We start from the raw sequence: 25,517 nt of genomic DNA, 5'->3' as shown, positions 1-25,517 counted from the left end.
TCTACCCGCGCGCAATTCCCGTCCGCGGGAGGTCAACCCACACTCAGGACTGCGAGTCCTCGATGAGATGTTCGAACGGTTTCAGGTTCGCCAGCGACTCGCCGCGCGAGACACGCCATTCCCACTCCCGCTTGATGGAACCGGCGAATCCGAGTTCGAGAAGGGTGTTGAAGTCGCCGTCGGCCGCCTCGAGCACCTGCCCGAGAATGCGGTCCAGTTCGTCCGCGGTCACCGCGTGCTCGGCGATCTGACCGACCAGGTAGATGTCGCCGATCTTGTCGATCGTGTATGCCACCGAATACAGCCGGCGGTTGCGCCGCAGCAGGTACTTGTAGACGCCCTCGAAGTTCTCGTCGGGCTTGCGGCAGACGAACGCCTCGACGCGCAGGCCGTGCTTGCCGACGGTCAGCAGCGTGGTGGTCTTGAGCTTGCGCTCGCCGGGCAACTCGACGACGAAGTGTGTCGAGTCCTTCCTCGTGAAGTCCAACTCCCGGTCGGTCAGGGCGGACTCGATCACCTCGGCCAAATCGGTCATGCGCGTACTCCCCCGACCCTGCGCAGCTTCCACAATCCGCGTCCGCGACGCGGGGAGAATTCGCTGGGGCCGTGTCCGTAGTTGTAGTTGACGGTCGCCATCCGATAGCTCTCGAGGAGGCCGTCGGCGGTGTGTTCCCAGGAGAAGTTCTCGGCGTGCCGCGGAGCCTCGGCGGCCAGCGCGGCCAGCCTGCCGGGCGCAGACACCAGCGACTGCAACGCCGTCGCCCAGTCCTCGGTGCGGTGCCCGTCCACGAGGAGCCCCGTCTCGCCGTGACGGACCGCGACGCCGAGTCCGCCCACGTTCGCCGCGATCACCGGTGTGCCGCAGGCCTGCGCCTCGATGGCGACCAGACCGAACGACTCCGAATAGCTCGGCACCGCAACGAGATCCGAAGCCCGGTACACATCGGCGAGCCGATCGGGCGCCTGCGGCGGGAGGAACGTGACCCGCGCGGCGATGCCGAGCGAGGACGCGAGTTCGATCAGCGCGTCCGGCCGGGCCAGTCCGGATCCGGACGGACCCCCGACCACGAGCACCCGCAGCGACGACTCGGGATCCCGGGCGATCAGTTCGGCGGCGGCGCGGAGCAGGACGTCGGGAGCCTTGAGCGGCTGGATGCGTCCGACGAACGTCACGACGGTCTCACGGGGGTCGAGCCCCAGCTTCGCGCGGGCGGCGTCCCGGTCGCCGGGGCGGTACCGCGTCAGGTCGGCGCCGGGCGCCACCACGTCGATCCGGTTCGGGTCGGCGCCGTAGTGGCGGACCAGCTGATCGGATTCGTCGGTGGTGTTCGCTACGAGCCGGTCGGATTCGGCGACCACCTGCTGTTCGCCGATCTGACGGGCGGCCGGTTCGGGGGTGTCCCCCTCGGCCAGCGACAGATTCTTGACCGCGGCGAGCGTGTGCGCGGTGTGCACGAGCGGCACACCCCACCGGTCGCGGGCGAGCCAGCCGACCTGCCCCGACAGCCAGTAGTGCGAGTGCACCAGGTTGTAGTAGCCCGGTTCGTGGCGGGCCTCCTCGCGGAGCACCCCGGCCACGAACGCGCAGAGCTGCGTGGGCAGATCCTGCTTGTCGAGCCCCTCGAACGGGCCGGCGACGACGTTGCGGACGAGGACCCCCGGCGCCGCTTCCTGGACCGGGGCGTCGGCGGACGACGTGGCCCGGGTGAAGATCTCCACCTCCACGCCACGGCGAGCCATCTGGATGGCGGACTGCAGCACGTAGACGTTCATGCCGCCCGCGTCTCCGGTACCGGGCTGCGCCAGGGGTGAGGTGTGGACCGAGAGGACGGCCACCCTGCGGGGGCGCGAGTTGTGCAAGGGCGTCACCACTCCATACTGCTCCCCCACCGATCGGCCCCTTTAACCGAGGTTGTCGACGAACGCGCCGACCTCCTTCACGAAGCGGCCGGGATCCTCGACGAACGGTCCGTGGTCGCAGCCTTCCCAGAACGAGGCCCGCGCCTGCGGGATCAGGTCTGCAGCGTGCCTACCAGCCGAGACGTCGACGACGGAGTCCTCGGTCCCGTGCAGGACGAGTACCGGGACGTCGAGCGACCGGAGCAGGTCGTCGTGGCTCGCGGAGCGGTTGAACAGGGCGGCCCGCACGTGTGGCGGGGTGGCGAGGCCGGCGCCGAACAGCGCCTGCGACTGCGCGCCCTTTCCTTCGGGAGGTCCGGTGAGCGCGGTGCCGAACGCGCCCAGCGCGCGGATCGCCTCGCGTGGCTCCTCGGACATCGCGCCGGGGATCGCGGCGCGCATCGCCGCACCGACCTTGCCGCCGGCCTCCCCGCGACCGATGCTGGTGATGGCCCCGACGAGGACGACGCCGTCGACGGCGGACGTGCCCTGGGACGCCAGGTAGTCGCAGATCACGAGGCCGCCGTAGGACCAGCCGAGGAGCACCGCACCGGACGTGACGCCTTCCGCCGTGAGCACCGCGTCGACGTCCCCGGCCCAGATCGCGGAGTCGTCGTAGCCGGCGGCCGGGGCACCCGAGTAGCCGTGTCCGCGAAGGTCGACGGCGATGACGCGGTAGCGGTCGGCGAGTTCGTCGAGCACGCCGGCGCCCCAGCACTTCGACGACTGCGCCCAGCCGTGCAGGAGAACCAGGGCCCGCGCGTCGGGGTCACCGGTCACCGAGTAGACGAGGGGCGTTCCGTCGACGCCGACTGCTTCACGAATAGCCATGGGGTCACCATAGAGGCCAGCAGCGCAGCGACCGCCGCCACCGCGTACCCGGCGGTCGTGCCGAATTCGTCGATCATCCGGCCGGCGAGTGCCGACCCGACGGCGACGCCGACACCGAGTCCGGTGACGATCCAGGTGATGCCCTCGGTGAGCGCGGCCGCAGGCACGATCTGCTCGACCAGACCGGTGGTGACGATCATGATCGGCGCCACCGTCATCCCCGCCACCGCGTAGGCGACGGCGAGCGCCGGGATGCTGCCTGCCAACAGCAGCGGCACCATCAGCACCGCGACCGCGAGGACCGCGACCATCAGCTGTTTCCGGAGCGACGCCGACACCCGGACCGCGCCGAACACGAGGCCCGCCACCGCGGACCCGGCCGCGAACAGGGCCAGCACCACGGTGGCGGAGGCGGGTGCGTCGTGGCTCCGGGTGAAGGCGATGGCACCGACGTCGATGACGCCGAAGATCGTGCCCATCGACACCATGACGGCCACCAGGATCCACAGCGCGGGGGTCCGGACGACGGACGGGCGGCCGCCGTCCGGCGACGAGTGCACGGGCGGCTCGGTGCCACGCTGAGCGACGAGCGCGAGGGTGCCGACCACCAGCAGCACGAGTCCCGCGAGCGGTCCCGCCTCGGGGAACACCGTGACGGAGAGCCCGACGGAGACCACCGGTCCCGCGATGAAGCACAGTTCGTCCACGACCGCCTCGAATGCGAACGCCGTCCGCAGCAGTGGCGTCCCGCGGTACAGCTCGGTCCAGCGGGCGCGCACCATCGCACCGATCGTGGGCATGCAGCCGGCCGGGACGGCCCACACGAACAGCACCCAGTCGGGGGTGCCGAACCGCACGCACAGCAGCATCGCGGCGAGGGATGTCGCGCTGATCCCCGACGCGACGGGCAGCACCCGGGACTGCCCGTAGCGGTCGACCGCCCGGGACACGACCGGCGTGATGAACGCGTAGGTCAGCGCGAACACCGCGGCCAGGGCGCCGGCGAGCGCGTAGTCCCCGCGCAGTTCGGACAGCATCGTGACGATGCCGATGCCGACCATGGCGATCGGTACGCGCGCGACGAATCCTGCTGCCGAGAACGCTGCGGAGCCGGGGGCGGCGAAGATCTGACGATAGGTACCGAGCACGCGTCGAGCCTCACAGATCGTGGCCGCGACTTCCAGCACGTGCAAGTATTGCGCTCATGAGTGTCCTGGTGTGTTTCCACGCCCATCCCGACGACGAAGTGTTCACCACCGGCGGCGTGATGCGTCAGGCCGCCGACGCCGGTCACCGCGTCGTCGTGGTCACCGCGACGGACGGGGCGCTCGGCGAGGCGCCCGAGGGGATCCTGATCGACGGCGAGTCGCTCGCCGAGCGTCGGCGCCGCGAACTCGAGGAGTCGACGTCGCTGCTCGGCGCCCAGCGTGTGGTGTTGCTGCACTACGCGGATTCCGGGATGGCGGGATCGCCGGAGAACGAGAATCCGGCGGCGTTCTGCAACGTCGACGTCGAGGAGGCCGCTGCCCGGCTGGCCGCGATCCTCGTCGAGGAATCCGCCGACGTGGTCACCATCTACGACCCCAATGGTGGTTACGGGCACCCCGATCACGTCCAGGTTCATCACGTGGGCCTCCGGGCCGCCGAACTGGCCGGTGTGCCGCACGTCTACGAGGCCGCCGTCAGCCGCGACCACATCCGGCGACTCATGGCCGCGAATCCGGAATGGTCCGAGAACGCCCAGCCACCGGACCTCGACACGTTCGGTCTTCCGGACTCCGAGATCACCACGGTCGTGGACGTCACCTCGGCGATGGGCGCCAAACGCGCCGCGATGCACGCGCACGCCACCCAGATCGGGGACTTCGGCCCGTTCCTGCAGATGCCCGAGGAGCAGTTGCAGGCGGCGTTCGGTCAGGAATGGTTCCGCCGGCGCGGGGCGCCCGCGGGGCTCGCGGAGTCGTCGCTGCCGCTCTGACCGGAACTGCCTACGCGGGTTCGGGTCCGCGCCTAGCATCCACGGGTATGGATCCCGCTGATCTCGTCGCGACCATGCCGTTTGCCGTGCACACCGGGGTTCGCCTCACCAAGGCCGCACCCGAGGAGGTCGTCGGGCACCTCGAGTGGGACCGGCACCGCACCACGGCGGGAAACGGCATGCACGGCGGGGCCCTGATGACCCTCGCCGACAGTGTCGGCGCCGTCTGCGCGTTTCTGAATCTTCCGGCGGGGGCGTCCACGTCGACCACGAGTTCGAGCACCGTGTTCACCCGCGGCGTCCGCAAGGGCACCGTCACCGCGACCGCGCGTCCGCTGCACGCCGGACGCACCACGGTCGCCGTCGTCACCGAACTGCGGGACGACGAGGACCGGCTGGTGGCGCAGGTGACGCAGTCGCAGGCGGTGCTGCACCCCCAGCCGGGAAGCTGACCCCGTGTCGAGACTGCTGCGGGCGTACCGGTCCACGGGCGCGGATCTGCCGTTCGGCAACGTCCTCGCCGCACACGACGTCGCGATGGAAGGCTATTTCTGGCGGTTCACCCAGCCCGCGACCGGACAGGTCGTCATCGCGCTGGCCGGAATCAACAGGGCCGCGGACGGCCACTGGGCGACGCTCGGTCTGGCCGGTCACCCCACGAGGTTCCTGCGGACCGCCGCGCATCCGGAGGGCTACGCCAACCCGGCCGGACTCGGCGCGTTCGCCGGCGACGCGTTCCGCGGGTCCGTCGACCGCGTGCGGGTGGATCTCGGACCGGACGCCCGCCTCGACGTCCGGATCGGTGCCCAGGTCCCGTGGCCGCGTCGCAGGCTCGGCGGATCGAGCGTGTTCCAGACCGTGCCCGCGCTGAACCAGTACTGGCATCCGTGGTTGCTCGGCGGACGGGCCGAAGGAACCGCGGTTCTGGGCGGCACCGAGATCGACCTCGACGGCGCCCAGGTCTACGGCGAGAAGAACTGGGGCAGGGGCGGATTCCCCGACTCCTGGTGGTGGGGCCAGGCCCAGGGATTCGCCGACCGGCAGGCATGCGTCGCGTTCGCCGGCGGCGAGATCACCGCGGGTGGGCTGCGCACCGAGGTCACGGCCGTCGTCGTCGCGCTGCCCGACGGCACGGTGTTCCGCCTCGGCAACCCGGTCACCTCCCCCGTCCGGGCGCACGTGACGGACGAGCGGTGGTCGCTGCGCGGCCGCGGCCGCACGTGGAGCGTCGAGATCGAGGGTGCCTCCCCGCTGGGCTCGGCCCACGTGCTTCCGGTTCCGCTCCCCGCCGAGCGTCGCAACATTCCCGGCGCCCTCGAGCATCTGGCGGGTTCGATGAGTGTCACGGTCCGCCGCCGTGGTGAACTCGTCTGGGCGGACGAATCGCCGCTCGCCGCGTTGGAGCACGGCGGGATCGAGCGGGCGCGTGCGGAACTGCGCAGACGGGGTGCGCCGCCGGACGCGACGTCGGCTCCGCCCCTCAGCTGATCACCTCGAGTTCGGGTGGCTGCAACGCCTCGACGATCTCGTCGGTCTCCGCGTGCAGAACCCCGATCCGTCCGGCCTCCTCCAGGTGACGCGCGTCGACGCCCGAGATCGCATCGGCGGCGACGAGCACCTTGTAGTCCCGTTCGCTGGCGTCGACGATCGTGGCGCGCGGACAGTTGGGGTAGTTGCAGCCCGCGATCACCACGGTGTCGACCCGCCACCGGCGCAGGTGCTCGTCGAGCCCGGTGCGGTAGAACGCACTCCACCGCGGCTTGAACAGGACGTGTTCGGTGGGCGAGACGGCCTGGACGTCACCGGCGAGGAGCGATTCGGGGTCGAGTCCCGGCACTCCCAGCTCGGGCGCCACCTGGGATCCGGGGGTGCCCGGCCTGGCCAGATCCAGCCCGGCGGCGATCACGCGGCGCCGGCACAGGTCCACGTCGTCGCCCTCGTACAACCGGACGGCGTGCACGATCGGGGCCGAGGACTCCCGGTAGGCGTCCACGAGACGTGCGATCGCGGGCAGCACCGTCGACGTGCCCGGGATCGGGGCCCTCCCGCCGTCCACGAAGTCCACCTGCATGTCGACGACGAGCAGCGCGGACCGGCCGAGATCGGGCGCGAGGAACGGGTCCGAGTTCTGCCGCCAATGCGTCACGCAGCAAATCTAACGCTCACGCGGACTCTGTAGCCGGAATCACAGGGACCGGACCATGGGCATGGAACGCGGGTTTGGGACCATGGAACGGGTGGGGTAGTGCGAGAAGGGTCCCGACCGATGACTGTGAGCGATGAGAACTGGCCGATGATCGGCGCGACAGGGGCGCGCTTCGGTTCGGCCGGCCGACGCCGAAGCGGCAGGAAAGAGCAGTCGCCGACGGCAGAGCCGAGCCCGTCGCAGTCGGTCGAGTGGGTGGAGCCCGGCCGGGCCGAGGCCGTTCCCGAGCAGGCAGAGGCCGTGTCCGGACCCGCCGATCGAGCGCCCCGGACTTCCGAGGCCACCGAGTGGGCGGAACCCGAGGAGACCGTCTCCATCGTCCGGCCGTTCATTCTCACGGGCGGGCGAACGGAGTCCGGCGTCGATCTGCCGTTGGAGGCGGTCATCGTCGCCCGCGCGGACGGGGACGCCGTCGTGGACGCGATGCCGGCGCCGGACGAACTGCGCCGCGTCTTCGCGCTGTGCTCGGAACCGCGGTCGGTGGCCGAGATCGCGTCGCTCGCGTCGATCCCGCTCGGGGTCGCTCGCGTGCTCGTCGGCGACCTCGCGGCGGCCGGCGCGGTCACCGTGAACGAGACGGCCGGATCCACCGGCCCGGATCGGAAGCTGATGGAACGCGTCCTCGACGGGCTGCGCAAACTCTGAAGCCCCGCTCGCCGGGACAGATGCCCACGAATTCGTCAGCCGCACAGGCTATTTCCTGTGCGGCTGACGAATTGCTGGGACGCTACGGCGACGTGCGGCGCATCGCTCCGACCGGGTCGGAGTAGATGGTGCTCAGCGACACCACCGTCGACGCGTACTCCTGCACCCGGTTGCCGAATCCGGAGATTCGAATGTCCCTGCGCTCCAGCGACGATGCCTGCGCGAAGGCCTCCGCGACATGCGGGATTCCGGCCGGGTACTCGGTGAACGCCTGACCGCCGAGGATCACGCGGTCCGGGTTGAACAGGTCCCGCAGCATCGCGACCGTCTTCCCGAGCACCTGCGCGCGTTCCACCAAAATCTCGTGCGCGGGAACGGAACCCGAGGACGCCGCCTTGTAGAGCGCGCTCATCGTCGGACGCTGGTTCGACTCGGGGAGGATGCCGGCGTCGAGCGCGGCGGAGATGACCGCGCGATCGCTGATCGTCGCCTCGAGGCATCCGCGTGAACCGCAGGAGCACTGCGCCGACGAACCGGTCGGCAGGTGCGCGATGGAACCGGGGCCGCTCGACGGCGTGTGGACGCGGCCGTCGATCGTGATCGCGATTCCGGCCGTCTCACGGGCGTAGAAGTACAGACCCGTTTCGCCTTGCGCGACACCGTCTTCGCTGTCCGGGCTCAGCAGCAACTCGGATGCGGCCATCGCCTCGACGTGCGCCGCGACGGAGACGGGCAACCCGAGTCCGGTCGCGATGATGGCGCCGACCTGAGCCGACTTCCACCCCAGCCGGGGGTGGTCGACGACACCGGTCTGCGCATCGACGCGCCCGCCGAGCGCGACACCCGCCCACAGCGGGCGACGCCGGTGCCAGCGGGACGCGAAGGCCCGTGCGCTGCGGGCGATGCCGGTCAGCGCGTCGGCGGACGCGCCCTGCGGGGTGGGCACCTCGACCGCGCCGAGGACCTTCCCGCGGAGGTCGCTGGCGATGATGCTGGTCACGACCGCACCGATGTGGATGCCCACGGTCAGGTACGGCTCGTGGTTGACCTCGAACGGAACACGCGGACGACCGATCGCGCCGGACGGCGTGAGGTCGCCGCGTTCGCGCAGCAACCCGAGGTCGAGGAGCGCCGACACCTGACGGTTGACGGTGGCGATGCTCAGTCCGGTCGCCTTCGCGGCGACGTCCCGGGACAGCGGCCCGCGGGACCGGGCCACCCGCAGAACGCCGGCGGCGGGGCCGTCGCTGATCCGCAGTTCGGGAGGAACGATGTGGAGACGGGGTCGGGACACGGGCCGCTGGAATCGAGATGCGGATCCGGTCCGGGTGGGGCTGGAAAGAGTGGGGGTAGACACGTGGCAGTCCTTGCATGCGGAGGCGGTGCGCACCTTCGTCCGAACGCTGCATCGGTCCCGGGTGGAGATGGGGACGATCGAGGACGATCGATCAGGAGAAGACTGCGCGAATTAGCTGCAGATGCTGAGACAGCGACAACACAGTTCCCGCGCCAAGGGCAGCCGCGAACCCAGCGCGGAGGTCACGTAGGTGACCCGCGGAGCGGTCGACTGGCCTGAGGACATGTCACGAAAGTAGCAGCTTCGGTCGGTTTCACCAATCCGAAGGCGCCTCGGCGTGTACCGGCGCGCCACCCCTCTTCCCCAGTTCCCGCTGCTGCGGGGTGGCGGCACCCGCAGCAGCGGGAGACCGACGCCACTCTTGACGGGCAACCGTGTCTCACGACACAATACGTCGGGATACCAACCGAACGTACGGTTATAGGAGTGAGATGTATCGATGTGATCGTCACTGGTCGGCACACCGGGCCCGGAGTTGTCGATGAAGACGACGAGAGCGGTGCTCGCCCTCGGAGTGGGACTCACCGTGCTGTTGACGGCCTGCACGGCCACCGGAACGCAGGAGTCCACCGCAGCCGGAATCACCGTCAAGCGGGACGGCTACGGAATCCCGCACGTGTACGCCGACACCACGCGCGCGCTCTACTCCGGATACGGCTACTCCGTCGCCGAGGATCGCCTGTTCCAGATGGAGATGGCCAAGCGGTCCTCGGTCGGCACGGCGGCCGAGGTGCTCGGACCCGACTACGTCGAGATCGACAAGACGGCGCGGGGCAGCATCGATCCGCCGTCGATCAAGGATCAGCTCTCCCGACTGCCGCAGGCGGACCGCGACATCTTCGACGGCTACGCCGAGGGGTTCAACAAGCGGATCGACGAGGTCGCCGCAGACCCGGATCACCTGATGCCGAAGCAGTTCCTGGACGGCGATTTCCGGCCGGAGCACTGGACCGGGTACGACGTGGCGATGGTCTGGGTGCAGACCATGGCAAACAGATTCTCCCAGTCGAGCAGCGAACTCGCGAACCTCCAGGTCCTGAAGAGCCTGCAGGCGAAGAACGGCGAGGAGAAGGGCCGGCAACTCTTCGACCAGCTGATCTGGGCCGAGGAGGATCCCGCCGCCCCAACCACGGTCCCCCGCGACCAGTCGACGTCGCCCGGCGACGAACCGCACGCGATGTCCGCGGAAGCCGGGCTCTCCGACGTGACGCAGGCGCTCCCCGACGCAAATCTGACTCGCATGGAGAACGCGGGCGGTGGCGACTGGCCGCACATGAAACCCGAGGCCAGCAACCTCTGGATGGTCGGCGCCGACAAGACCACCGACGGCACGTCCGTTCTGATGAACGGACCGCAGTTCGGCTGGTTCAACCCGTCCTATGTGTACGGCGTGGGTTTGCACGGCGCCGGTCTCGACGTCGCGGGCAACACCCCCTATGCCGTCCCGACCGTTCTGTTCGGCACCAACAAGACGATCTCCTGGGGAGCGACCGCCGGGCCGCTCGACGTCAACGACGTCTACCAGGAAGTCCTCGACCCCTCGAACGAGCACGCATACCGATTCGACGGCGGGTACCGCCCGATGGAGATCCGGAACGAGACGATCGAGGTGCGCGGCGCGGCAGACGTCGCGTACCCGGTCTACTCGACGGTGCACGGCCGGGTCACCAGCTTCGACACCCCGAACGGAAGCGCCTACTCCCTGAAGGAGAGCTGGGCGGGGTACGAGATCCAGTCGCTGGTCGCCTGGATCGACATCATGAAGGCCACCAACTGGGACGAGTTCCTCGAGCAGGCGAAGAAGGTCGCCATCACCATCAACTGGTACTACGCCGACAACCAGGGAAACATCGGTTACGTCTCTCCCGGTCGACTGCCCGTCCGCCCGGCCGGCCAGGACCTGCGGCTTCCCGCGGTCGGTGACGGCAGCATGGAGTGGGAGGGCATCCGGTCCTTCGAGGACAATCCGCAGTCGTACAACCCCGAGCAGGGCTACCTGGCCAATTGGAACAACCAGTCCGCGGCAGGCGCACTCGCCGACGGCTACAACTGGTCCCCCGTCGACCGCGTGCGGGCCATCACCACCCGCCTCGAGGCCAAGGACAAGTTCACTCCCGGCGAGATCTGGGACATCAACCGGCAGGCGTCGTTCGCCGACCTCAACGTCGACTATCTGCTGCCGTACCTGGAGCAGGCCACCGGGCAACTACCGGACGGCGACCCTGTCGCCTCGGGCGTGAACCTGCTCCGCAACTGGGACGGACAGGCCACCGACGACAATGCGGACGGCGTGTACGACGGACCGGAACCGGTGATCATGCGCACGTGGCTGCCGATCCTGTTCGATGCGGTGATCCGCGACGACCTTCCGGACGACGTGTACGCGTCGTATGCGGCCAAGGTGTACCCCGCCGCGGGCACCGCACGTCCCGCCGAGGCGACGAAACTCGTCTACAACGCCTTGCGCGGCGACGAGTCCGGCGTTCCGCAGACCACCGACTTCTTCAACGGAGCGGACCGCATGTCCGTCCTCCGTTCGACGTTCGGCCAGGCGATGGACCGGCTGCGCGCCGAGCAGGGCCCCGACCCCGCCGGCTGGAAGTTGCCGGTCGGCGCGAACCGGTTCGACTTCAAGAACTACCTGGGCGTCCCCCAGGCCGGTAGCGACGAGGTGCTGTCGCTGTCGCCGTACATGAATCGCGGAACCCAGAACGACCGCATCGTGCTCGGCGACGGCATCGCCGACCTCTGCACCGTCGGGCCGCCCGGCCAGAGCGGTTTCATCGCACCGGACGGCACGCGGTCACCGCATTACAGCGACCAGATGGACATGTACCGGAACTTCCAGTGCAAGACCGACCACCTGACCGAACAGTCGGTTGATGCGAACAAGTCCGGCGAGGTGACGTTGAACTAACGGATTCGGCAGTTCGGTAGGCATTCCTCATCCCCCTGCCGGGGCGGCGCGTCCGCCGCCCCGGCGCCCTCGAAGGACATCGACATGACCTCCACGCAGATCTCCGTGACACCACAGGCGCCCGTCCGGCCGCTGAAGGTGGCCGGCGCCAGTCTCATCGGAACCGCCATCGAGTGGTACGACTACTTCATCTACGGCATGGCCGCCGCGATCGTGTTCGGCCCGCTGTTCTTCCCGTCCTTCTCCTCGATCGCGGGCACCCTGGCCGCGTTCGCGACGTTCTCGGTCGGCTTCGTCGCGCGGCCGATCGGCGGCGTCGTGATGGGCCACTTCGGTGACCGCATCGGACGCAAGTCCATGCTCGTGCTGTCGCTGATGCTGATGGGCGGCGCGACCGTCGGCATCGGACTGCTGCCTACCTATGCCACCATCGGCGTCTGGGCGCCGATTCTGCTGGTCACCCTGCGTTTCGTCCAAGGAATTGGGGTCGGCGGGGAGTGGGGCGGCGCCGTGCTGATGGCGGTGGAGCACGCACCCGCCAACCGGAAGGGCTTCTACGGGAGCTTCCCGCAGATGGGCGTGCCCGGCGGTCTGATCCTGGCGAATCTCGTGTTCCTCGGAGTGTCGACGAGCCTCAGCGAGGAAGCGTTCCTGGCGTGGGGCTGGCGGATCCCGTTCCTCGCCAGCGCGGTGATGGTGCTGATGGGTCTCGTCATCCGATTCACCATCACCGAGAGCCCCGACTTCGAGAAGGTCAAGGACACGCACCGCGATCAGCGACTGCCGATCGTCACCGTCCTGCGGGAGAACCTGCGCGAAGTGCTGCTGTCCGCAGGCGCGTTCATCGGCATCAACACCGTCGGATACATCTTCATGGCGTACCTGCTGTCCTATTCGACGAAGGTCCTGGGCATGAGCAAGACGCTGGTGCTCGTCTTCACGCTGGTCGCCTCGTTCGTGTGGCTGATCGTCATCCCCGTCGCGTCGATGCTGTCCGACCGGTACGGCCGCCGGCGACTGCTCGTCACCGGCTCGGTCGGGCTGACGGTCTGGGCGGCGGCGCTGTTCCCGCTGATCGATCTCGGCAACCCCGCGGTGATGATGATCGCGCTTCTCGGAACGGCCGTGTTCATGGGCATCGTGTACGGGCCGATCGCCGCACTGTTCACCGAACTGTTCAGTGCCGAGGTCCGGTACAGCGGTGCGTCACTCGGCTATCAGATCGGTTCGGTTCTCGGCGGCGGGCTCGCCCCGACGGTGGCCGCCGCGCTGTTCGCGAGCTGGGGTTCATCGGCACCGATCTCCGTGTACCTCACCGCGGTCACGCTGCTCAGCCTGCTCTGCGTCATCGCGATCACCCGGAAGGTCCGCGCCGCCGCGTAGCGCCGACAGAATGGATCACCCGTCTCCGCCGCACCGCCCGCCGGTGCGGCGGAGACGTCGTCGTGCGCCCACCCGTTGCGATCAGGGTGACGCAAATCCTTCCGGCGGCACACTCCCCGATGGTTCGGTTACAGGACTCCACACCGTCTCCGGTATCCGAAAGGCCCACCATGTCCATCGATTTCGCGCCCGAGCACGTGACCGACGCCGAGGGTTCCCAGAACGCGGCGAGCGTCGTCAAGCTGGGCGCCCACATCGGCGCCCGGATCGACGGCGTCCGGCTCGGCGGCCACCTCGACCCCGCCACCGTCTCGCTCATCCGTCAGGCCCTGCTCGAGCACAAGGTGATCTTCTTCCGCGGCCAGGAACATCTCACCGACGACTCGCAGTACGAGTTCGCGGAGCTTCTGGGCTCCCCCACCACGGCGCACCCGACCGTCACCTCGCGCGGCACCAAGGTGCTGCCCATCGACTCCGACTACGGCAAGGCCAACAGCTGGCACACCGACGTCACGTTCGTCGACCGCATCCCGAAGGCGTCGATCCTGCGCGCGGTGGAACTCCCCACGTACGGCGGCACCACCACCTGGGCGTCGGGTGTCGCCGCCTACAACGCGCTGCCCGAGCCGCTGAAGGTCCTCGCCGACAACCTGTGGGCGACGCACACCAACGTCTACGACTACGCGGCGACCAGCGCCGAACGCGCACAGGACGAGAAGTCGCAGGAGTATCGCGCCGAGTTCCAGTCCACCTACTTCGAGACGGAGCACCCGGTGGTGCGGGTCCACCCCGAGACCGGCGAGCGCACACTGCTGCTCGGTCACTTCGTCAAGAAGCTGGTCGGGCTGAGCAGCACGCAGTCGCAGGCGCTCTTCAAGGTTCTGCAGGATCACGCCATCTCCCTCGAGTTCACCACCCGGTGGAACTGGCAGTCGGGCGATGTCGCGATCTGGGACAACCGTGCCACTCAGCATTACGCCGTCGCCGACTACGACGACCAGTACCGGCGACTCAACCGCATCACCCTGGCCGGCGACGTCCCCGTCAACGTCCGGGGCGAGCGTAGCCGCAGCGTCGCGGGCGACGCGAGTGACTACTCCGTCATCGACGAGCCCTAACATGTCGGCATGACCTTTTCACCTGACACCCGCATCGCCGTCGTCACCGGAGCGAGCTCCGGAATCGGCGAAGCCACCGCCCGCACCCTGGCCGAGCAGGGATTTCATGTGGTGATCGGGGCTCGGCGACTGGATCGTCTGGAGAAGATCGCCGAAGACATCGGCGGTACCGCGCTCGAACTCGACGTCACGGACCAGGATTCCGTGGATGCGTTCGCCGCGGTACTGCCGAGGGTCGACGTGCTCGTGAACAACGCGGGCGGCGCCAAGGGACTGGCCACCGTCGCCGAGGCCGACCTCGACGACTGGCGGTGGATGTGGGAGACCAATGTCCTGGGCACCCTTCGGATCACCAAGGCGCTGCTGCCGAAGTTGATCGAGTCGGGTGACGGCCTGGTGGTCACCATCACGTCCGTGGCGGCGCTCGAGGCGTACGACAACGGCGCCGGGTACACGACGGCCAAGCACGCGGAGGCCGTCCTGCACCGCACGCTGCGCGGGGAACTGCTCGGCAAGCCGGTCCGCCTCACCGAGATCGCCCCGGGCGCAGTGGAAACCGAATTCTCGCTGGTGCGCTTCGAAGGAGACCAGGATCGGGCCGACAAGGTCTACGAGGGCATCACGCCGCTGGTGGCCGCAGACGTCGCGGACGTCATCGGGTTCGTCGCCTCCCGGCCGTCCCACGTGAACATCGACCAGATCGTCGTCAAGCCACGAGATCAGGCTTCGTCCGGACGTTTTCACCGTACGACGTAGGCGACTTCGCGGCGATCCGCCTGTCCTGGTGCTCGAGGAACAGGACCACCGCCCACAGTCCCGCCACGATCGTCACCAAACCCAGCAACATCCATCCCATCCCACAGCCCCCTGCCGATCAACGACTTTCGACCGAAACGGACTGTCGGGGTCGTCCGTCGACCCCTCGACAGCGGACGACTCCCCACAGTTGTGTCACCTGAGAACGCGGCGCCGTTGACGCGTCCTCATTCAGATAGACGCAACGGATCCGCTTTCGGTTCCACCGAGTGCGAAGAAAGTTTCAGAACGGGCGGGCAACCCATAGGTGAGCGGCAAAGTGTGCCCGAGCACACTTTGCCGCTCACCTATGCGAGGGCCGACAGGGACTGCCAGTCGGGCCAGCTGATCGCCCAGTCGTAGATGTCGCCGTCGGCGGCCGACAGGTCGATGGACGTCCCGGTCACCTCGACGGGGTCGCCGTACAACGCGGTGCCGAAGTACTCCTGGGCGTCCCCGAGGGACAGGTTGATGCAGCCGTTGGTGACGTTCGACGAACCCTGGACGCCGATGGTCTCGGGGTTGGCGTGGATGAACTCGCCGTTGTTGGAGATGCGGACCGCCCACCGTTCGCGGACGTTCTCGTAGAACGGCGGGTTGGACATGAGGAAGTCCTCGTGCTTCTCGGTCACCATGTGGATGCCGCTGCGGGTGACGTTGCGCGCCTCGTTGCCCTCGCCGTAGCTGACGGGGATGTCCATGATGGTTTCGCCGCCGCGCACCACCTGCATGCGGTGGCTGGGTGCGTTCGCGATCACGATCTGACTGCGCCCGACGGTGAAGTTCAGCGACAGGTCCTGCTCGCCGTACGCTCCCCCGCCGAAGTCCACTCCGTACAGCTTCGCGTCCAGGGCGACGGTGGTGCCGGGCGCCCAGTAGTTCTGGGGACGCCAGTGCGCCCTCGACCCGTTGTCGTCGGGCAGCCACGCCCAGGAGCCGGGGGTGGGCGGGTTGGTCGTGACGGTCATCGCCTTCTCGACCGCCGCCTTGTCCTCGACGGAATCGTGGAACTGCACGATGATCGGGGCGGCGATCCCGACTTCCTGACCGTCGCCGATGTTGAGTGTGGCGCCGATCGTCTCGTCGGGTTCGAGCGTGGTGAAGCTGCCGTCGACGGCGACGGACTTGCCGTCCGTGCCGAGCGCCGTGCCCTTCCACGTGTAGGTGGCGCCGTAGCCCAGCGCCTCCCCGACGGTGAACGTGGTCCGGTCGGGTGACAGCACACCCTGCACGGCACTCCCCTCGGCGTTGACGAGGGCGATATCGGTGAACGTGCCCTGCGACGTGGTCGCGGAGATCGGCGCCACCGGACTGACGTCCTCGGTGCCCGACGCCGGATTCTGGGTGACCTCGACCGCCGGTTCGGGCGGCGCGGTGGCGGTTCCCGACTCGGAGCCGACCGTGCATCCGGTCAGCAAAAGGAGAAACGCGATCAGCGCCGTCGCGATCAGCGCGACGCGCGACCGACTTGTCCGAGAACCCAGTTCATGCACAGCTAACAGGTTACCTGTGCTACGGACCTGTCTCAGATCGCGCAGCCGACCGTCACGGGTTCGGGTTCGAGCCGGACACCGAATGCCGACTGGACGCCGTCCCGGACGTCACGGGCCAGTGCCAGCAGGTCTTCGCTCTTCGCGGCGCCGCGATTGGTCAACGCGAGTGTGTGCTTCGTCGACAGCCGCGCGACGGCGTTCTCGCCCGGATACCCCTTCGAGAAGCCGGACCGCTCGATCAGCCAACCGGCAGACAACTTGGTTCCGCGGTCGGCCGGGTACTGCGGAACGGTGACATCGCCGAGGCGGGTCTCGATCGCGGCGAGGACCCCCGCCAGCTCGCCGTCGGAGACGACGGGGTTGGTGAAGAACGAGCCCGCGCTCCAGGTGTCGTGGTCGTCGGGGTCCAGCACCATGCCCTTGCCCCGGCGGAGATCCAGCACGGCACCCCGGACCTGCGCCGACGGCAACCGGTCGCCCTCGGAACCGTCGAGCGCCGAGACGAGTTCGCGGTAGCGCAGCGGCTCGGACAGTCCGTCGGGATGCACGGCCAGTTCGACGGCGAGCACCAGTGCCGCGTCGGAGTGCTTGAGGACGCTCGTGCGGTACCCGAGGCCGAGCGCGTCGGGTTCGACCCAGCGCGCCTCGCCGGTGCGCCGATCGAGGAGGTGCACCCGCCGCAGCATCGACCCGATTTCGACGCCGTACGCGCCGACGTTCTGCACCGGGGTGGCCCCGGTCGACCCGGGGATCCCCGACAGGCATTCGAGCCCGCCCAGTTGGGCGGCGACGGTCTGCGCGACCACCTGATCCCACTCGGCGCCCGCCTCCGCAGTGACGAATCCCTCCTCCAGGCCGACAGTGGTGTTGCACACACGCACCACCACACCGTCGAATCCGTCGTCCCCGACGACGAGATTGGAGCCGCCGGCGAGGATCAGCGTCGGGATGTGCGCGGCGTCGAGAAGACTCACCACGTCGACGAGGACCTGCGTGGTCGGGCACTCCGCCACGATCCGCGCCGGCCCGCCGACCCGCAGCGTGGTCATCCCCGACAGTTCGAGGTTTTCCGACACGAAGGCACCCGAATCGACGAGTTGACTGACAATGCTCACGTCCCACACAACCGCAAACGGTAGCGTGGCCGATCGTGAGCCGCCGCATCGAGCATTCGTCGTCCTATGCGTTTCCCGTCGCCCAGGTCCATGCGGGCCTGATCACCGAGCAGTACTGGCGCGACCGTCTGAACAAGGTCGGAGGACCGGGGGCCACCCTGGACCAGGTCACGACCGGCCCGGGCACGATCTCGGTGGCCATGTCGCAGTCGATTCCCGCCGAGCACCTGCCCAGCATCGTCTCGAAGGTCCGTCCGGGCGACCTCGTGATCAAGCGCACGGAGACGTGGGGCACGCTCGACGGCGATCACGCCGAGGGCACGTTCACGGCCGAGGTCGTGGGTGCGCCCGCGACGATCTCCGGAACCCAGACGCTGACGGCCGACAGTTCAGGGTCGAACGTGCAGGTCGAAGGCAAGGCCGAGGTCAGGATCCCGCTCATCGGCGGCAAGATCGAGAACGCGATCGCGGACGAGGTCCTCCGCCTGATCACGAAGGAGCAGGAGTTCACCGAGCAGTGGCTCGGGAGCTGACCTGGGGCGGGTGTCCATTGTGTTGGGTCCCAGCCGGTAACCTAGGCGATCATGGCTCGCCGCATCGACTACTCAGCCCGTTACAAGCACACCCCCAAAGAGGTGTACAACGCGTTCACCAACCGTGACTACTGGGATGCGCGCATCGAGGAGATGCGGAAGTACTCCGAGAATCACATCGAGCACTTCGACGTGAACGACGACGGGATCGACATCGTCCTGCACCACATCCTGCCGCGGTCGGAACTCCCCGAGATCGCGCAGACCGTGATGAAGAAGGACATGGTCATCACGCGCAAGGAGTCGTACACGCCCTTCGGTGAGCCGACCACGGGCACGTACGAGGCGTCGATCCCGGCGGGCCCGGGCAGTCTCACGGGCACCATGAAGCTGTTCGCCACCGAGACGGGGTGCACGTTCCGCACCTCGTCCGAGGCGAAGGTGTACCTGCCGTTCATCGGTGGAAAGCTCGAGCAGCTGATGCTCGTCAATCTGATCGACCTGTTCCGTGCCGAGGCCGAGATCACCGAAACCTGGTTGTCGCAGCACTAGCACCCACCGCACGGATTTCCCATGACTTCAGCGACGCTGAGGCGGCCCCACGGTGTCATCACCCGGGGTACGACAGGCATCAACAGGCTGCGCCGCAGCGACCGCTGGCTCGTCCACGACGCGCTGGTGCGCCGGACGCTGCACGCGTCCGCTGACCCGCTCGTCGTCGACCTCGGGTACGGCGCCCGGCCGCACACCACGTTCGAGCTCGCCGACCGGTTGACCGCCGTGCGCGGCGACCGCCGGGTGGTCGGGCTCGAGATCGACCCCGAGCGAGTGGTCGAGAGCAGGAACGGAGTGAGTTTCGCCCGCGGCGGGTTCGAACTCTCCGGACTGCGTCCCGTCCTGGTCCGTGCGTTCAACGTGCTGCGGCAGTACCCCGAGGATGCGGTCGGGCCTGCCTGGGCGCGGATGCAGTCCGGGCTCGCACCGGGCGGGTTGATCCTCGACGGCACGTGTGACGAGCTGGGCCGCCGCTGCGCGTGGGTGCTGCTCGACGCCATCCGCCCGCTGTCGCTGACACTGGCGTGGGATCCGTTCGCGGTGGAGAAGCCGTCGGACATCGCCGAACGACTGCCCAAGGCGCTGATCCATCGGAACGTCCCGGGTGAGCCGGTCCACGCCCTCCTCGCGGCGGCGGATCGCGCGTGGGCCACCGCGGCGCCGCACGGCTCGTTCGGACCGCGGGTGCGGTGGCGGGCCGCCCTCGAACTGCTGCGCGCGCAGGGACTTCCCGTGCAACCGCAGCGCCGCCGGATCCGCGACAACATTCTCACCGTTCCGTGGGATCTGGTCGCACCCGGTTCCGGCACGAATTAATTCACGCGACATCCCCCGACGCGCCCCGTAGAGTCGGTTCACGAAACATGTTGTGCCGGTGCGCAGGCGAGGGCTACTTCGACTGTGGATCGCGTGGTCGCCGGTTCGAATCCGGTCAGGGACGCAGGTCCCTGTAGCTCAGTGGTAGAGCGCGTCCGTGCCTCCGCCGACTTCGAACTCGGCACGACATGTGTGCGCGCACCCGGTGCGCAGACGACGGATACTTCTCTGGTGAAGTGCGTGGGGCACGCGGTTCGACTCCGCACCCCGTCGTCGCCTCGACCTCGGGTGGCGCGCACCCACGAGCACCGGCACCTCCCGGAAGGAGGAACGACCATGAGCAAGTTCAACCCGAAGATGCTGCGCCGCAACAAGGTACGGAGCCCCATCACGTCGGAGACGCAACCGTCGGGCCGCACCTTCGAGGGCGGCAGCGGCTACGCCCGCGACGCGAAGAGTGAGCTGTTCCTCCTCGCGGTCACGAACATGGTCGGTGAGCACACGTTCTACGAGTCGGCTTCGGACTGCGACGGGCGGTTCGTCGCGCTGATCCACGAAGTCGCACTGTCGGACCCGGAGTGGACCGCCCGCCTGATCGGGTGGCTGCGCCGCGATGCGCATCTGCGTTCGGCGTCGGTGGTGGCCGCAGCCGAGTTCGTCCGGGCCCGGCTGGGTGCCGGTCTGCACGGCGGCAACCGTGCCGTCATCTCCTCCGCACTGGAGCGGGCCGACGAGCCGGGCGAGATCCTCGCGTACTGGATGTCCCGGCACGGCCGTTCGATCCCGAAGCCGGTCAAGCGCGGTGTCGCGGACGCCGCCGCCCGGCTGTACTCGGAACGCTCACTGCTGAAGTGGGATTCCGAGAGCAGGGACGTCCGCTTCGGCGACGTTCTCGAGCTCACCCACGCGTCGCCGTCGGCGGCGTGGCAGGGCGAGCTGTTCCGGCACGCGATCGACCGGCGGCAGGGTCGCGAGAACGCCGTGCCTGCCGGTCTGCGCATGCTCACGGAACGGTCGGCGCTGGCGGCACTCCCGCCGGAGGACCGGCGTGCCGTTCTCCGGGCCCCGGAGCGGCTGTCGGCGGCCGGCATGACGTGGGAGTCGCTCGCCGGCTGGCTGCAGGGACCGATGGATGCCGCGGCCTGGCAGGCGGTGATCCCGTCCATGGGATTCATGGGGCTTCTCCGCAACCTGCGGAACTTCGACGAGGCCGGGATCCCCGACCACGTCGCCGAGCAGGTGGCGGCCCGGATCGCCGATCCGGGGGAGGTCGCGAAGTCGCGGCAGCTGCCGATGCGCTTCCTCGCGGCGTACCGGAACGCGCCGAGCCTGCGGTGGGGGCACGCGCTCGAGCGTGCGCTCGGGGCATCACCGTCCGCGGTCCCGTCGCTGCCCGGCCGCACCCTGGTTCTCGTCGACCGGTCCGGGTCGATGTTCTACAGCCGCGTCTCGGCGCGGTCGGAACTGACGAGGGCGGACGCGGCCGCCGTGTTCGGCACCGTGCTGGCGGCACGAGCCGAGCAGGCGGACCTCGTCGAGTTCGGCACGGACAGCCGGATCGTTCCGTTCGTGCATCAGGCGGTCCTGCGGGTGGTCGACAGCTTCGGCGACCTGGGCGGCACCGACACGGCATCGGCGGTGCGGAAGCATTACCGCGGCCACGATCGCGTCGTCATCGTCACCGACGAGCAGGCGGCGTGGGGAGATCCGATCCGGCACGTCCCGGCCGACGTCCCCGTCTACACGTGGAACGTGGCGGGCTACCGGCACGGTCACGGGCCGGCGGGGTCCGCGAACCGTCACACGTTCGGCGGACTGTCGGACGCGGGGTTCTCGATGATCCCACTGATGGAGGGCACCCGGGACGGCGAGTGGCCGTTCTGAGTGCCGCGGTATTCCGTCAGGTGCAGGTGGCCAGTGCGTGTTCGACGCGCTGCGCCACCTGCGCCGGCAGGGATCCGCATTCGCCGTGCAGTGCGCGGGCGTTCAGTCGCCCGATCGCGACGCCGTCGGCGACCACCTCGTCGAGCAGTTCCTGCGAGATTCCGCTGGCGGCGAGGTCGAGGGCCGTGCACAGCGGCGTGGTGATGCGCAGCGGGCCGACCTGCTCGCAGTCCTCCGGGCGGAGTGACCGCCGGTGCAGCGCCAGCTGCTGAGTCGGCGAGGGCGGCGACAGCACCGTCGAGAGGTGGATGAACCGCGGGTACAGGTGTCCGAGACCGTGAAGTTCGGCGGCACTCTGGTGGGAGACCGCGGCGGCGGCACCGAACCAGGTGCACCATTTTGCGAATTCCTCGAGATCGGAGTGCGGACAATCCTTCAAGCGGAACAGGTCTCGCTCTATCTTGACCCATGAGCCGTCGGCGAGTCGCTCGCCGATCTCGTCGGCAGCGAACCCGAGGCGCAGCACCTGCGCAGTGGTGAAGAAACCCGCCTGAGCCGTCGCGACGCGTGTCAGCTCTTCACCGACACCTTCGCGCTCCGGGTCACCGGGACGTGGAGCCAACCATCCGGACATTCCCCTACATTACTGGGCAATTGTGGCAGGTATCACAATTTCTACGGATCTCGACGACCCGCCGCCGACGCATTCACAGAATTTGTTCAGAGTTGTCGGGAAGAATCCGTGTAATGGCAGCCCGAACGAACTCCGCACCCCGAAGTAACCGTGTGCTCGTCATCTCTCTGGTCGTCATCGCCGCGCTCGTGGCGGTACTCGTCGGCGGCGAACTCTTCGTCCGCCACAGAGTGAAGACCTGCATGGCAGACCAGTTCGAGAGCCAACTCGGCTCGCAGGTGGACGTGGGACTGAGCTGGAAGCCGGTCCTGCTGCAGTCGATCGACAAGAACGTCCCCTACATCACCATCGACAGCGACGACACCAAGTTCGGCCCCGCACAGGGAATGCAGGTGCACGCCCAGGTCAACGACATCCGGATCGAGAACACCGCGGACAGCAGCGGCACCATCGGCAGTTCCGACGCGGACGTCACCTGGTCGACCGCCGGCATCCTCGCGACCCTGCAGCAGCAGGCGTTCGGCTCGCTGATCAGCGGTGTCACCGCCGATTCGAGCGCGGGAACCCTGAAGTTCTCCGTCGGCCCGGCCGGGCTCGCGGATCTGACCGTCAAACCGGAGGTCGTGAACGGGACCGTGAAGGTCGACACGGTGGGCGCTGCGATCCTCGGCTTCGGGCTTCCCACCGACCTCGTCGACGGCGTGGTCCAAATCCTGACCTCGAGCCTGCAGACCTACCCGCTGGGCATGCAGCCGACGGCGCTGAAGGTCACCGACGACGCGATCGAGATCACCCTCGAAGGCGGCGCCTACACGATGCCTGCCGCCCCCACCCAGCAACAGCAGCAGGAACAGCAGAGCAGCTGCGGCCTCCTCGTCTGATCGGCGGCCGGGTCAGTCGGGCAGTCCGTCCAGGACGGCGCGGGTGCCCGACAGGCCGAGCCGCGTCGCACCGGCCGCGATCATGTCGAGCGCGGCCGCCGCGGTGCGGATCCCGCCGCTCGCCTTGACCCCGATCCGCCCGCCGACGGTCTGCGCCATCAACCGCACCGCCTCCACGGTCGCTCCCCCGGCCGGGTGGAACCCGGTGGACGTCTTCACGAAGTTCGCGCCTGCCCGCTCGGCGGCCCGGCACGCTTCCACGATCGCCTCGTCGCTCAGCGCGGCGGTCTCGAGGATCACCTTGAGGACGGTGCTGTCGCCGACTGCCTCGCGCACGGTGAGGACGTCGGCGAGCACCGCGTTGAAGTCGCCTGCCACGGCGGCACCGATGTCGATCACCATGTCGATCTCCTGGGCGCCCTGATCCACGGCGAGCCTGGCCTCGGCCCCCTTGACCAGCGAGTGGTGCTTCCCCGACGGGAACCCGACCACCGCCGCGGTCACCAGCCCGGGTGCCTTGACCGGAAGCATCGACGGCGACACGCAGACTGCGAGCACACCGAGCGAACGCGCCTCGTCGATCAGCGCCTTCACGTCGTCGGTGGTGGCCTCGGGTTTGAGGAGCGTGTGGTCGACGAGGTCGGCCACCTGGGAGCGGGTCAGTGCAACGTCGGACATACCTGTGAGCTTCGCACAATGCCTTCCCGGGCCCGCCGCACGGCCTAGCATCGCCGTATGAGTGATCCGGGATCGGTCTTCGACGAGGCACGGCTCGAGTTCGACCGGCTGACGACGGCCGTGTGGGGACCGGCCGGGCAGTCCCTCGCCTTCCAACTCGGATTGCGCCCCGGGGACGCCGTCCTCGACGTGTGCTGCGGCGCAGGGTCTTCGGCGCTTCCCGCGGCCACCGCGGTGGGTCCGTCGGGTCTCGTCCACGGCGTCGACCTGTCCGACGAACTCCTGGAGGTGGGGCGCCTGAAGGCATCGGACCGCGGGCTGCAGAACATCGAGTTCGTCCGCGCGGACGCCACCACGTGGGAGCCGCCGAGCACCGTCCCGGCGGCAGGCTACGACGCACTCGCCTGTTCGTACGGCGTGTTCTTCCTGCCCCACATGGACGCCGCGTTCACCCGGCTCGCGCGCCTCGTCCGGCCGGGCGGCAAGGTCGGGATCACGGTGTGGCGGCGGGGCGCGTTACGGGACTTCGCCGAGGCGCTCCACGACGCTGTCGCCCGGCACCGGGAACCGGAGGCCGACTCCGGCGGGTCGCCGTTCGACGCGCTCGAACACATCGACACCCCGGACGGGCTGCACCAGTGGCTCGGCGAGCTGGGCGCGCACTCGACCGAGGTCCGGGAGCTGTCCAACATCATTCCCGCGACACCCGAGTTCGTATGGGACCTCGTGATGGGCGGGAACCTGCGCCGCGCGCTGTCCCCGTTCGACGACCGGACGGTCGAGCAGATCCGTCTCGATTTCCTGCAGCTGCTCACCGAACGCGCGATCCACGACGTCGACGCCGGCACCCTCGTCGGCACCGCCGTGGTGAACGGCCGGAGTGCGACCTGAAAGACTGGTGCCCATGAGCGCTGCTTCGACCGAGGACCACCGGTACGTCCTTTCTCTCGGCTGCCCCGACCGCACCGGCATCGTCGCCCGGATCTCGACGTTCCTCGCCGAGGTCGGCGGCTGGATCGTCGAGGCGGCGTACCACGCCGACGCCGACACCGGCTGGTTCTTCACCCGTCAGGCGGTGCGGGCGTCGTCCGTCGACATGTCGATCGGAGAACTCCGGGAGCGGTTCGCGGCCGTCGCCGCCGAACTCGGCCCGGAGACCGAGTGGACCGTGTCCGACACGGGCGAGCGCAAACGGGTGGTGCTGCTGGTGAGCAAGGAGGCGCACTGCCTCCACGACCTGCTGGGCCGCGCGGCCGGAGGCGAGTTGCCCGCCGACATCTGCGCGGTGATCGGCAACCACCGCGACCTGGAGGCCGTCACGCGACAGCACGGCATCGACTTCCATCACGTGCCGTTCCCGAAGGATCCCGCCGAGCGCGGGCCCGCGTTCGAGCAGGTGCGTGAACTCGTCGACGCCCACGACCCCCATGCTGTGGTGCTGGCACGGTTCATGCAGGTGCTGCCGTCGGAACTGTGCGAGCACTGGGCCGGCCGGGCGATCAACATCCACCACAGCTTCCTGCCGTCGTTCGTCGGCGCCCGCCCGTACCACCAGGCATTCGCCCGTGGTGTGAAGCTGATCGGCGCGACCTGCCACTACGTGACGGCCGAACTCGACGCGGGCCCCATCATCGAGCAGGACGTGATCCGCGTCGACCACGCCGACGAGGTCGCGGACATGGTCCGGCAGGGTCGCGACATCGAGAAGCTCGTGCTGTCCCGCGGCCTGCGCTGGCACCTCGAGGACCGCGTCCTCGTACACGGCCGTAAGACGGTGGTGTTCAGCTGATTTCGCCGCC

The 25,517-nt window shown here is 68.8% G+C and carries 25 protein-coding genes; 15 read left to right on the top strand and 10 right to left on the bottom strand.

All coding sequences use genetic code 11. From position 1 onward, the window contains the following. Positions 1-43: 43 nt before the first annotated feature. From CJ179_RS19465 to CJ179_RS19450, 4 genes are read right to left on the bottom strand one after another with little or no spacing between them, the layout of a single operon-like run. Complete coding sequence (locus CJ179_RS19465) at positions 44-535, bottom strand: YbjN domain-containing protein (RefSeq protein ID WP_095862545.1); 492 nt, start codon at positions 533-535, stop codon at positions 44-46. Continuing rightward, positions 532-1,890: a D-inositol-3-phosphate glycosyltransferase gene (mshA, locus tag CJ179_RS19460; RefSeq protein ID WP_174705471.1), complete on the bottom strand. Its 1,359-nt coding sequence runs from the start codon at positions 1,888-1,890 to the stop codon at positions 532-534. Before mshA ends, CJ179_RS19465 begins: the two co-directional genes overlap by 4 nt. A gap of 12 nt (positions 1,891-1,902) precedes the next feature. Next, the gene (locus CJ179_RS19455) at positions 1,903-2,730 is read right to left on the bottom strand and encodes an alpha/beta fold hydrolase (RefSeq protein ID WP_095862544.1); all 828 of its coding nucleotides are present in this window, start codon (positions 2,728-2,730) and stop codon (positions 1,903-1,905) included. After that, positions 2,676-3,878, bottom strand: coding sequence for an MFS transporter (locus CJ179_RS19450; RefSeq protein WP_072939827.1), 1,203 nt, complete (start codon positions 3,876-3,878; stop codon positions 2,676-2,678). The genes CJ179_RS19455 and CJ179_RS19450 overlap by 55 nt, the downstream gene beginning before the upstream one ends. 56 nt (positions 3,879-3,934) lie before the next feature. Between CJ179_RS19450 and CJ179_RS19445 the strand changes: the two genes are divergently transcribed. The 3 genes from CJ179_RS19445 to CJ179_RS19435 are packed head-to-tail and all read left to right on the top strand — an operon-like array spanning position 3,935 to position 6,196. After that, positions 3,935-4,708 carry a PIG-L family deacetylase gene (locus tag CJ179_RS19445; RefSeq protein WP_095862543.1) on the top strand — a complete coding sequence of 258 codons (774 nt, stop codon included), beginning with the start codon at positions 3,935-3,937 and terminating at the stop codon, positions 4,706-4,708. A gap of 47 nt (positions 4,709-4,755) precedes the next feature. Continuing rightward, positions 4,756-5,160 carry a PaaI family thioesterase gene (locus CJ179_RS19440; RefSeq protein WP_095862752.1) on the top strand — a complete coding sequence of 135 codons (405 nt, stop codon included), beginning with the start codon at positions 4,756-4,758 and terminating at the stop codon, positions 5,158-5,160. A gap of 4 nt (positions 5,161-5,164) precedes the next feature. Further along, positions 5,165-6,196, top strand: a complete 1,032-nt coding sequence (locus CJ179_RS19435) for a tocopherol cyclase family protein (protein WP_095862542.1) — start codon at positions 5,165-5,167, stop codon at positions 6,194-6,196. Here CJ179_RS19435 and CJ179_RS19430 read toward each other — a convergent pair. Then, positions 6,189-6,854 (bottom strand): cysteine hydrolase family protein, encoded by a 666-nt coding sequence (locus CJ179_RS19430; RefSeq protein WP_095862541.1) that lies wholly within the window; start codon positions 6,852-6,854, stop codon positions 6,189-6,191. The two genes, CJ179_RS19435 and CJ179_RS19430, sit on opposite strands and share 8 nt — an antisense overlap. 120 nt (positions 6,855-6,974) lie before the next feature. Between CJ179_RS19430 and CJ179_RS19425 the strand changes: the two genes are divergently transcribed. Next, a complete protein-coding gene (locus tag CJ179_RS19425; RefSeq protein WP_095862540.1) occupies positions 6,975-7,559 on the top strand; it encodes a DUF742 domain-containing protein in 585 nt (194 codons plus the stop codon). Positions 7,560-7,641: 82 nt separating this feature from the next. Here the strand turns inward: CJ179_RS19425 and CJ179_RS19420 are convergent, their stop codons facing one another. Continuing rightward, a complete protein-coding gene (locus CJ179_RS19420; protein WP_072940413.1) occupies positions 7,642-8,916 on the bottom strand; it encodes an ROK family transcriptional regulator in 1,275 nt (424 codons plus the stop codon). Positions 8,917-9,397: 481 nt separating this feature from the next. Here CJ179_RS19420 and CJ179_RS19415 point away from each other — a divergent pair, with 481 nt between their 5' ends. The 4 genes from CJ179_RS19415 to CJ179_RS19400 all read left to right on the top strand — a co-directional run bounded on the left by CJ179_RS19415 (position 9,398) and on the right by CJ179_RS19400 (position 15,090). Further along, positions 9,398-11,833, top strand: coding sequence for a penicillin acylase family protein (locus CJ179_RS19415; RefSeq protein WP_095862539.1), 2,436 nt, complete (start codon positions 9,398-9,400; stop codon positions 11,831-11,833). Positions 11,834-11,917: 84 nt separating this feature from the next. After that, a complete protein-coding gene (locus CJ179_RS19410; protein ID WP_095862538.1) occupies positions 11,918-13,216 on the top strand; it encodes an MFS transporter in 1,299 nt (432 codons plus the stop codon). Positions 13,217-13,386: 170 nt separating this feature from the next. Then, on the top strand, positions 13,387-14,334 hold the full coding sequence (locus CJ179_RS19405; RefSeq protein ID WP_072939807.1) for a TauD/TfdA family dioxygenase: 948 nt from the start codon (positions 13,387-13,389) through the stop codon (positions 14,332-14,334). 9 nt (positions 14,335-14,343) lie between these two features. Next, positions 14,344-15,090 (top strand): SDR family NAD(P)-dependent oxidoreductase, encoded by a 747-nt coding sequence (locus tag CJ179_RS19400; RefSeq protein WP_072939805.1) that lies wholly within the window; start codon positions 14,344-14,346, stop codon positions 15,088-15,090. Positions 15,091-15,437: 347 nt separating this feature from the next. Here the strand turns inward: CJ179_RS19400 and CJ179_RS19395 are convergent, their stop codons facing one another. Both CJ179_RS19395 and CJ179_RS19390 read right to left on the bottom strand, forming a co-directional pair. Next, entirely contained in the window at positions 15,438-16,622 is a 1,185-nt protein-coding gene (locus CJ179_RS19395) for an Ig-like domain-containing protein (protein ID WP_095862537.1), read from the bottom strand. A 32-nt stretch (positions 16,623-16,654) separates the two neighbouring features. Beyond that, positions 16,655-17,746 carry a UDP-N-acetylmuramate dehydrogenase gene (locus CJ179_RS19390; protein ID WP_095862536.1) on the bottom strand — a complete coding sequence of 364 codons (1,092 nt, stop codon included), beginning with the start codon at positions 17,744-17,746 and terminating at the stop codon, positions 16,655-16,657. Between the two features lie 26 nt (positions 17,747-17,772). Between CJ179_RS19390 and CJ179_RS19385 the strand changes: the two genes are divergently transcribed. From CJ179_RS19385 to CJ179_RS19370, 4 genes are all read left to right on the top strand, one after another. Further along, the gene (locus tag CJ179_RS19385; protein ID WP_095862535.1) at positions 17,773-18,270 is read left to right on the top strand and encodes a DUF2505 domain-containing protein; all 498 of its coding nucleotides are present in this window, start codon (positions 17,773-17,775) and stop codon (positions 18,268-18,270) included. 51 nt (positions 18,271-18,321) lie between these two features. Beyond that, positions 18,322-18,822, top strand: coding sequence for a DUF2505 domain-containing protein (locus tag CJ179_RS19380; RefSeq protein WP_005560412.1), 501 nt, complete (start codon positions 18,322-18,324; stop codon positions 18,820-18,822). A 21-nt stretch (positions 18,823-18,843) separates the two neighbouring features. After that, positions 18,844-19,641 carry an SAM-dependent methyltransferase gene (locus CJ179_RS19375; protein ID WP_072939793.1) on the top strand — a complete coding sequence of 266 codons (798 nt, stop codon included), beginning with the start codon at positions 18,844-18,846 and terminating at the stop codon, positions 19,639-19,641. A gap of 336 nt (positions 19,642-19,977) precedes the next feature. Then, positions 19,978-21,525 carry a TROVE domain-containing protein gene (locus CJ179_RS19370; protein ID WP_095862534.1) on the top strand — a complete coding sequence of 516 codons (1,548 nt, stop codon included), beginning with the start codon at positions 19,978-19,980 and terminating at the stop codon, positions 21,523-21,525. Between the two features lie 16 nt (positions 21,526-21,541). Here the strand turns inward: CJ179_RS19370 and CJ179_RS19365 are convergent, their stop codons facing one another. Then, the gene (locus tag CJ179_RS19365) at positions 21,542-22,159 is read right to left on the bottom strand and encodes a hypothetical protein (RefSeq protein ID WP_072939789.1); all 618 of its coding nucleotides are present in this window, start codon (positions 22,157-22,159) and stop codon (positions 21,542-21,544) included. Between the two features lie 113 nt (positions 22,160-22,272). Here CJ179_RS19365 and CJ179_RS19360 point away from each other — a divergent pair, with 113 nt between their 5' ends. Then, a complete protein-coding gene (locus tag CJ179_RS19360) occupies positions 22,273-23,040 on the top strand; it encodes a DUF2993 domain-containing protein (RefSeq protein WP_072939786.1) in 768 nt (255 codons plus the stop codon). A 12-nt stretch (positions 23,041-23,052) separates the two neighbouring features. On the opposite strand, the gene deoC is transcribed toward CJ179_RS19360, so the two are convergent. Continuing rightward, positions 23,053-23,718: a deoxyribose-phosphate aldolase gene (gene deoC, locus CJ179_RS19355; RefSeq protein ID WP_072939783.1), complete on the bottom strand. Its 666-nt coding sequence runs from the start codon at positions 23,716-23,718 to the stop codon at positions 23,053-23,055. Positions 23,719-23,775: 57 nt separating this feature from the next. Between deoC and CJ179_RS19350 the strand changes: the two genes are divergently transcribed. Both CJ179_RS19350 and purU read left to right on the top strand, forming a co-directional pair. Continuing rightward, positions 23,776-24,609, top strand: coding sequence for a class I SAM-dependent methyltransferase (locus tag CJ179_RS19350; RefSeq protein WP_072939780.1), 834 nt, complete (start codon positions 23,776-23,778; stop codon positions 24,607-24,609). 13 nt (positions 24,610-24,622) lie between these two features. Beyond that, positions 24,623-25,507, top strand: a complete 885-nt coding sequence (gene purU / locus CJ179_RS19345; RefSeq protein WP_072939778.1) for a formyltetrahydrofolate deformylase — start codon at positions 24,623-24,625, stop codon at positions 25,505-25,507. Positions 25,508-25,517 lie beyond the last annotated feature (10 nt).

The sequence above is a fragment of the Rhodococcus sp. ACS1 genome (genome assembly GCF_002300155.1).
GTDB classification, from domain to species: Bacteria; Actinomycetota; Actinomycetes; order Mycobacteriales; family Mycobacteriaceae; genus Rhodococcus_F; species Rhodococcus_F koreensis.
This window is presented reverse-complemented; position numbering and strand designations above follow the sequence as displayed.

Excerpts from the sequence above, each read along its gene's own strand:
- CJ179_RS19400 (WP_072939805.1), top strand. The coding sequence starts at position 14,344 with ATGACCTTTTCACCTGACACCCGCATCGCCGTCGTCACCGGAGCGAGC.
- CJ179_RS19365 (WP_072939789.1), bottom strand. The coding sequence starts at position 22,159 with ATGTCCGGATGGTTGGCTCCACGTCCCGGTGACCCGGAGCGCGAAGGT.
- CJ179_RS19425 (WP_095862540.1), top strand. The coding sequence starts at position 6,975 with ATGACTGTGAGCGATGAGAACTGGCCGATGATCGGCGCGACAGGGGCG.
- CJ179_RS19415 (WP_095862539.1), top strand. The coding sequence starts at position 9,398 with ATGAAGACGACGAGAGCGGTGCTCGCCCTCGGAGTGGGACTCACCGTG.
- purU (WP_072939778.1), top strand. The coding sequence starts at position 24,623 with ATGAGCGCTGCTTCGACCGAGGACCACCGGTACGTCCTTTCTCTCGGC.
- CJ179_RS19465 (WP_095862545.1), bottom strand. The coding sequence starts at position 535 with ATGACCGATTTGGCCGAGGTGATCGAGTCCGCCCTGACCGACCGGGAG.
- CJ179_RS19445 (WP_095862543.1), top strand. The coding sequence starts at position 3,935 with ATGAGTGTCCTGGTGTGTTTCCACGCCCATCCCGACGACGAAGTGTTC.
- CJ179_RS19405 (WP_072939807.1), top strand. The coding sequence starts at position 13,387 with ATGTCCATCGATTTCGCGCCCGAGCACGTGACCGACGCCGAGGGTTCC.
- deoC (WP_072939783.1), bottom strand. The coding sequence starts at position 23,718 with ATGTCCGACGTTGCACTGACCCGCTCCCAGGTGGCCGACCTCGTCGAC.
- CJ179_RS19375 (WP_072939793.1), top strand. The coding sequence starts at position 18,844 with ATGACTTCAGCGACGCTGAGGCGGCCCCACGGTGTCATCACCCGGGGT.
- CJ179_RS19455 (WP_095862544.1), bottom strand. The coding sequence starts at position 2,730 with ATGGCTATTCGTGAAGCAGTCGGCGTCGACGGAACGCCCCTCGTCTAC.
- CJ179_RS19370 (WP_095862534.1), top strand. The coding sequence starts at position 19,978 with ATGAGCAAGTTCAACCCGAAGATGCTGCGCCGCAACAAGGTACGGAGC.
- CJ179_RS19360 (WP_072939786.1), top strand. The coding sequence starts at position 22,273 with ATGGCAGCCCGAACGAACTCCGCACCCCGAAGTAACCGTGTGCTCGTC.
- CJ179_RS19440 (WP_095862752.1), top strand. The coding sequence starts at position 4,756 with ATGGATCCCGCTGATCTCGTCGCGACCATGCCGTTTGCCGTGCACACC.
- CJ179_RS19380 (WP_005560412.1), top strand. The coding sequence starts at position 18,322 with ATGGCTCGCCGCATCGACTACTCAGCCCGTTACAAGCACACCCCCAAA.
- CJ179_RS19410 (WP_095862538.1), top strand. The coding sequence starts at position 11,918 with ATGACCTCCACGCAGATCTCCGTGACACCACAGGCGCCCGTCCGGCCG.
- CJ179_RS19350 (WP_072939780.1), top strand. The coding sequence starts at position 23,776 with ATGAGTGATCCGGGATCGGTCTTCGACGAGGCACGGCTCGAGTTCGAC.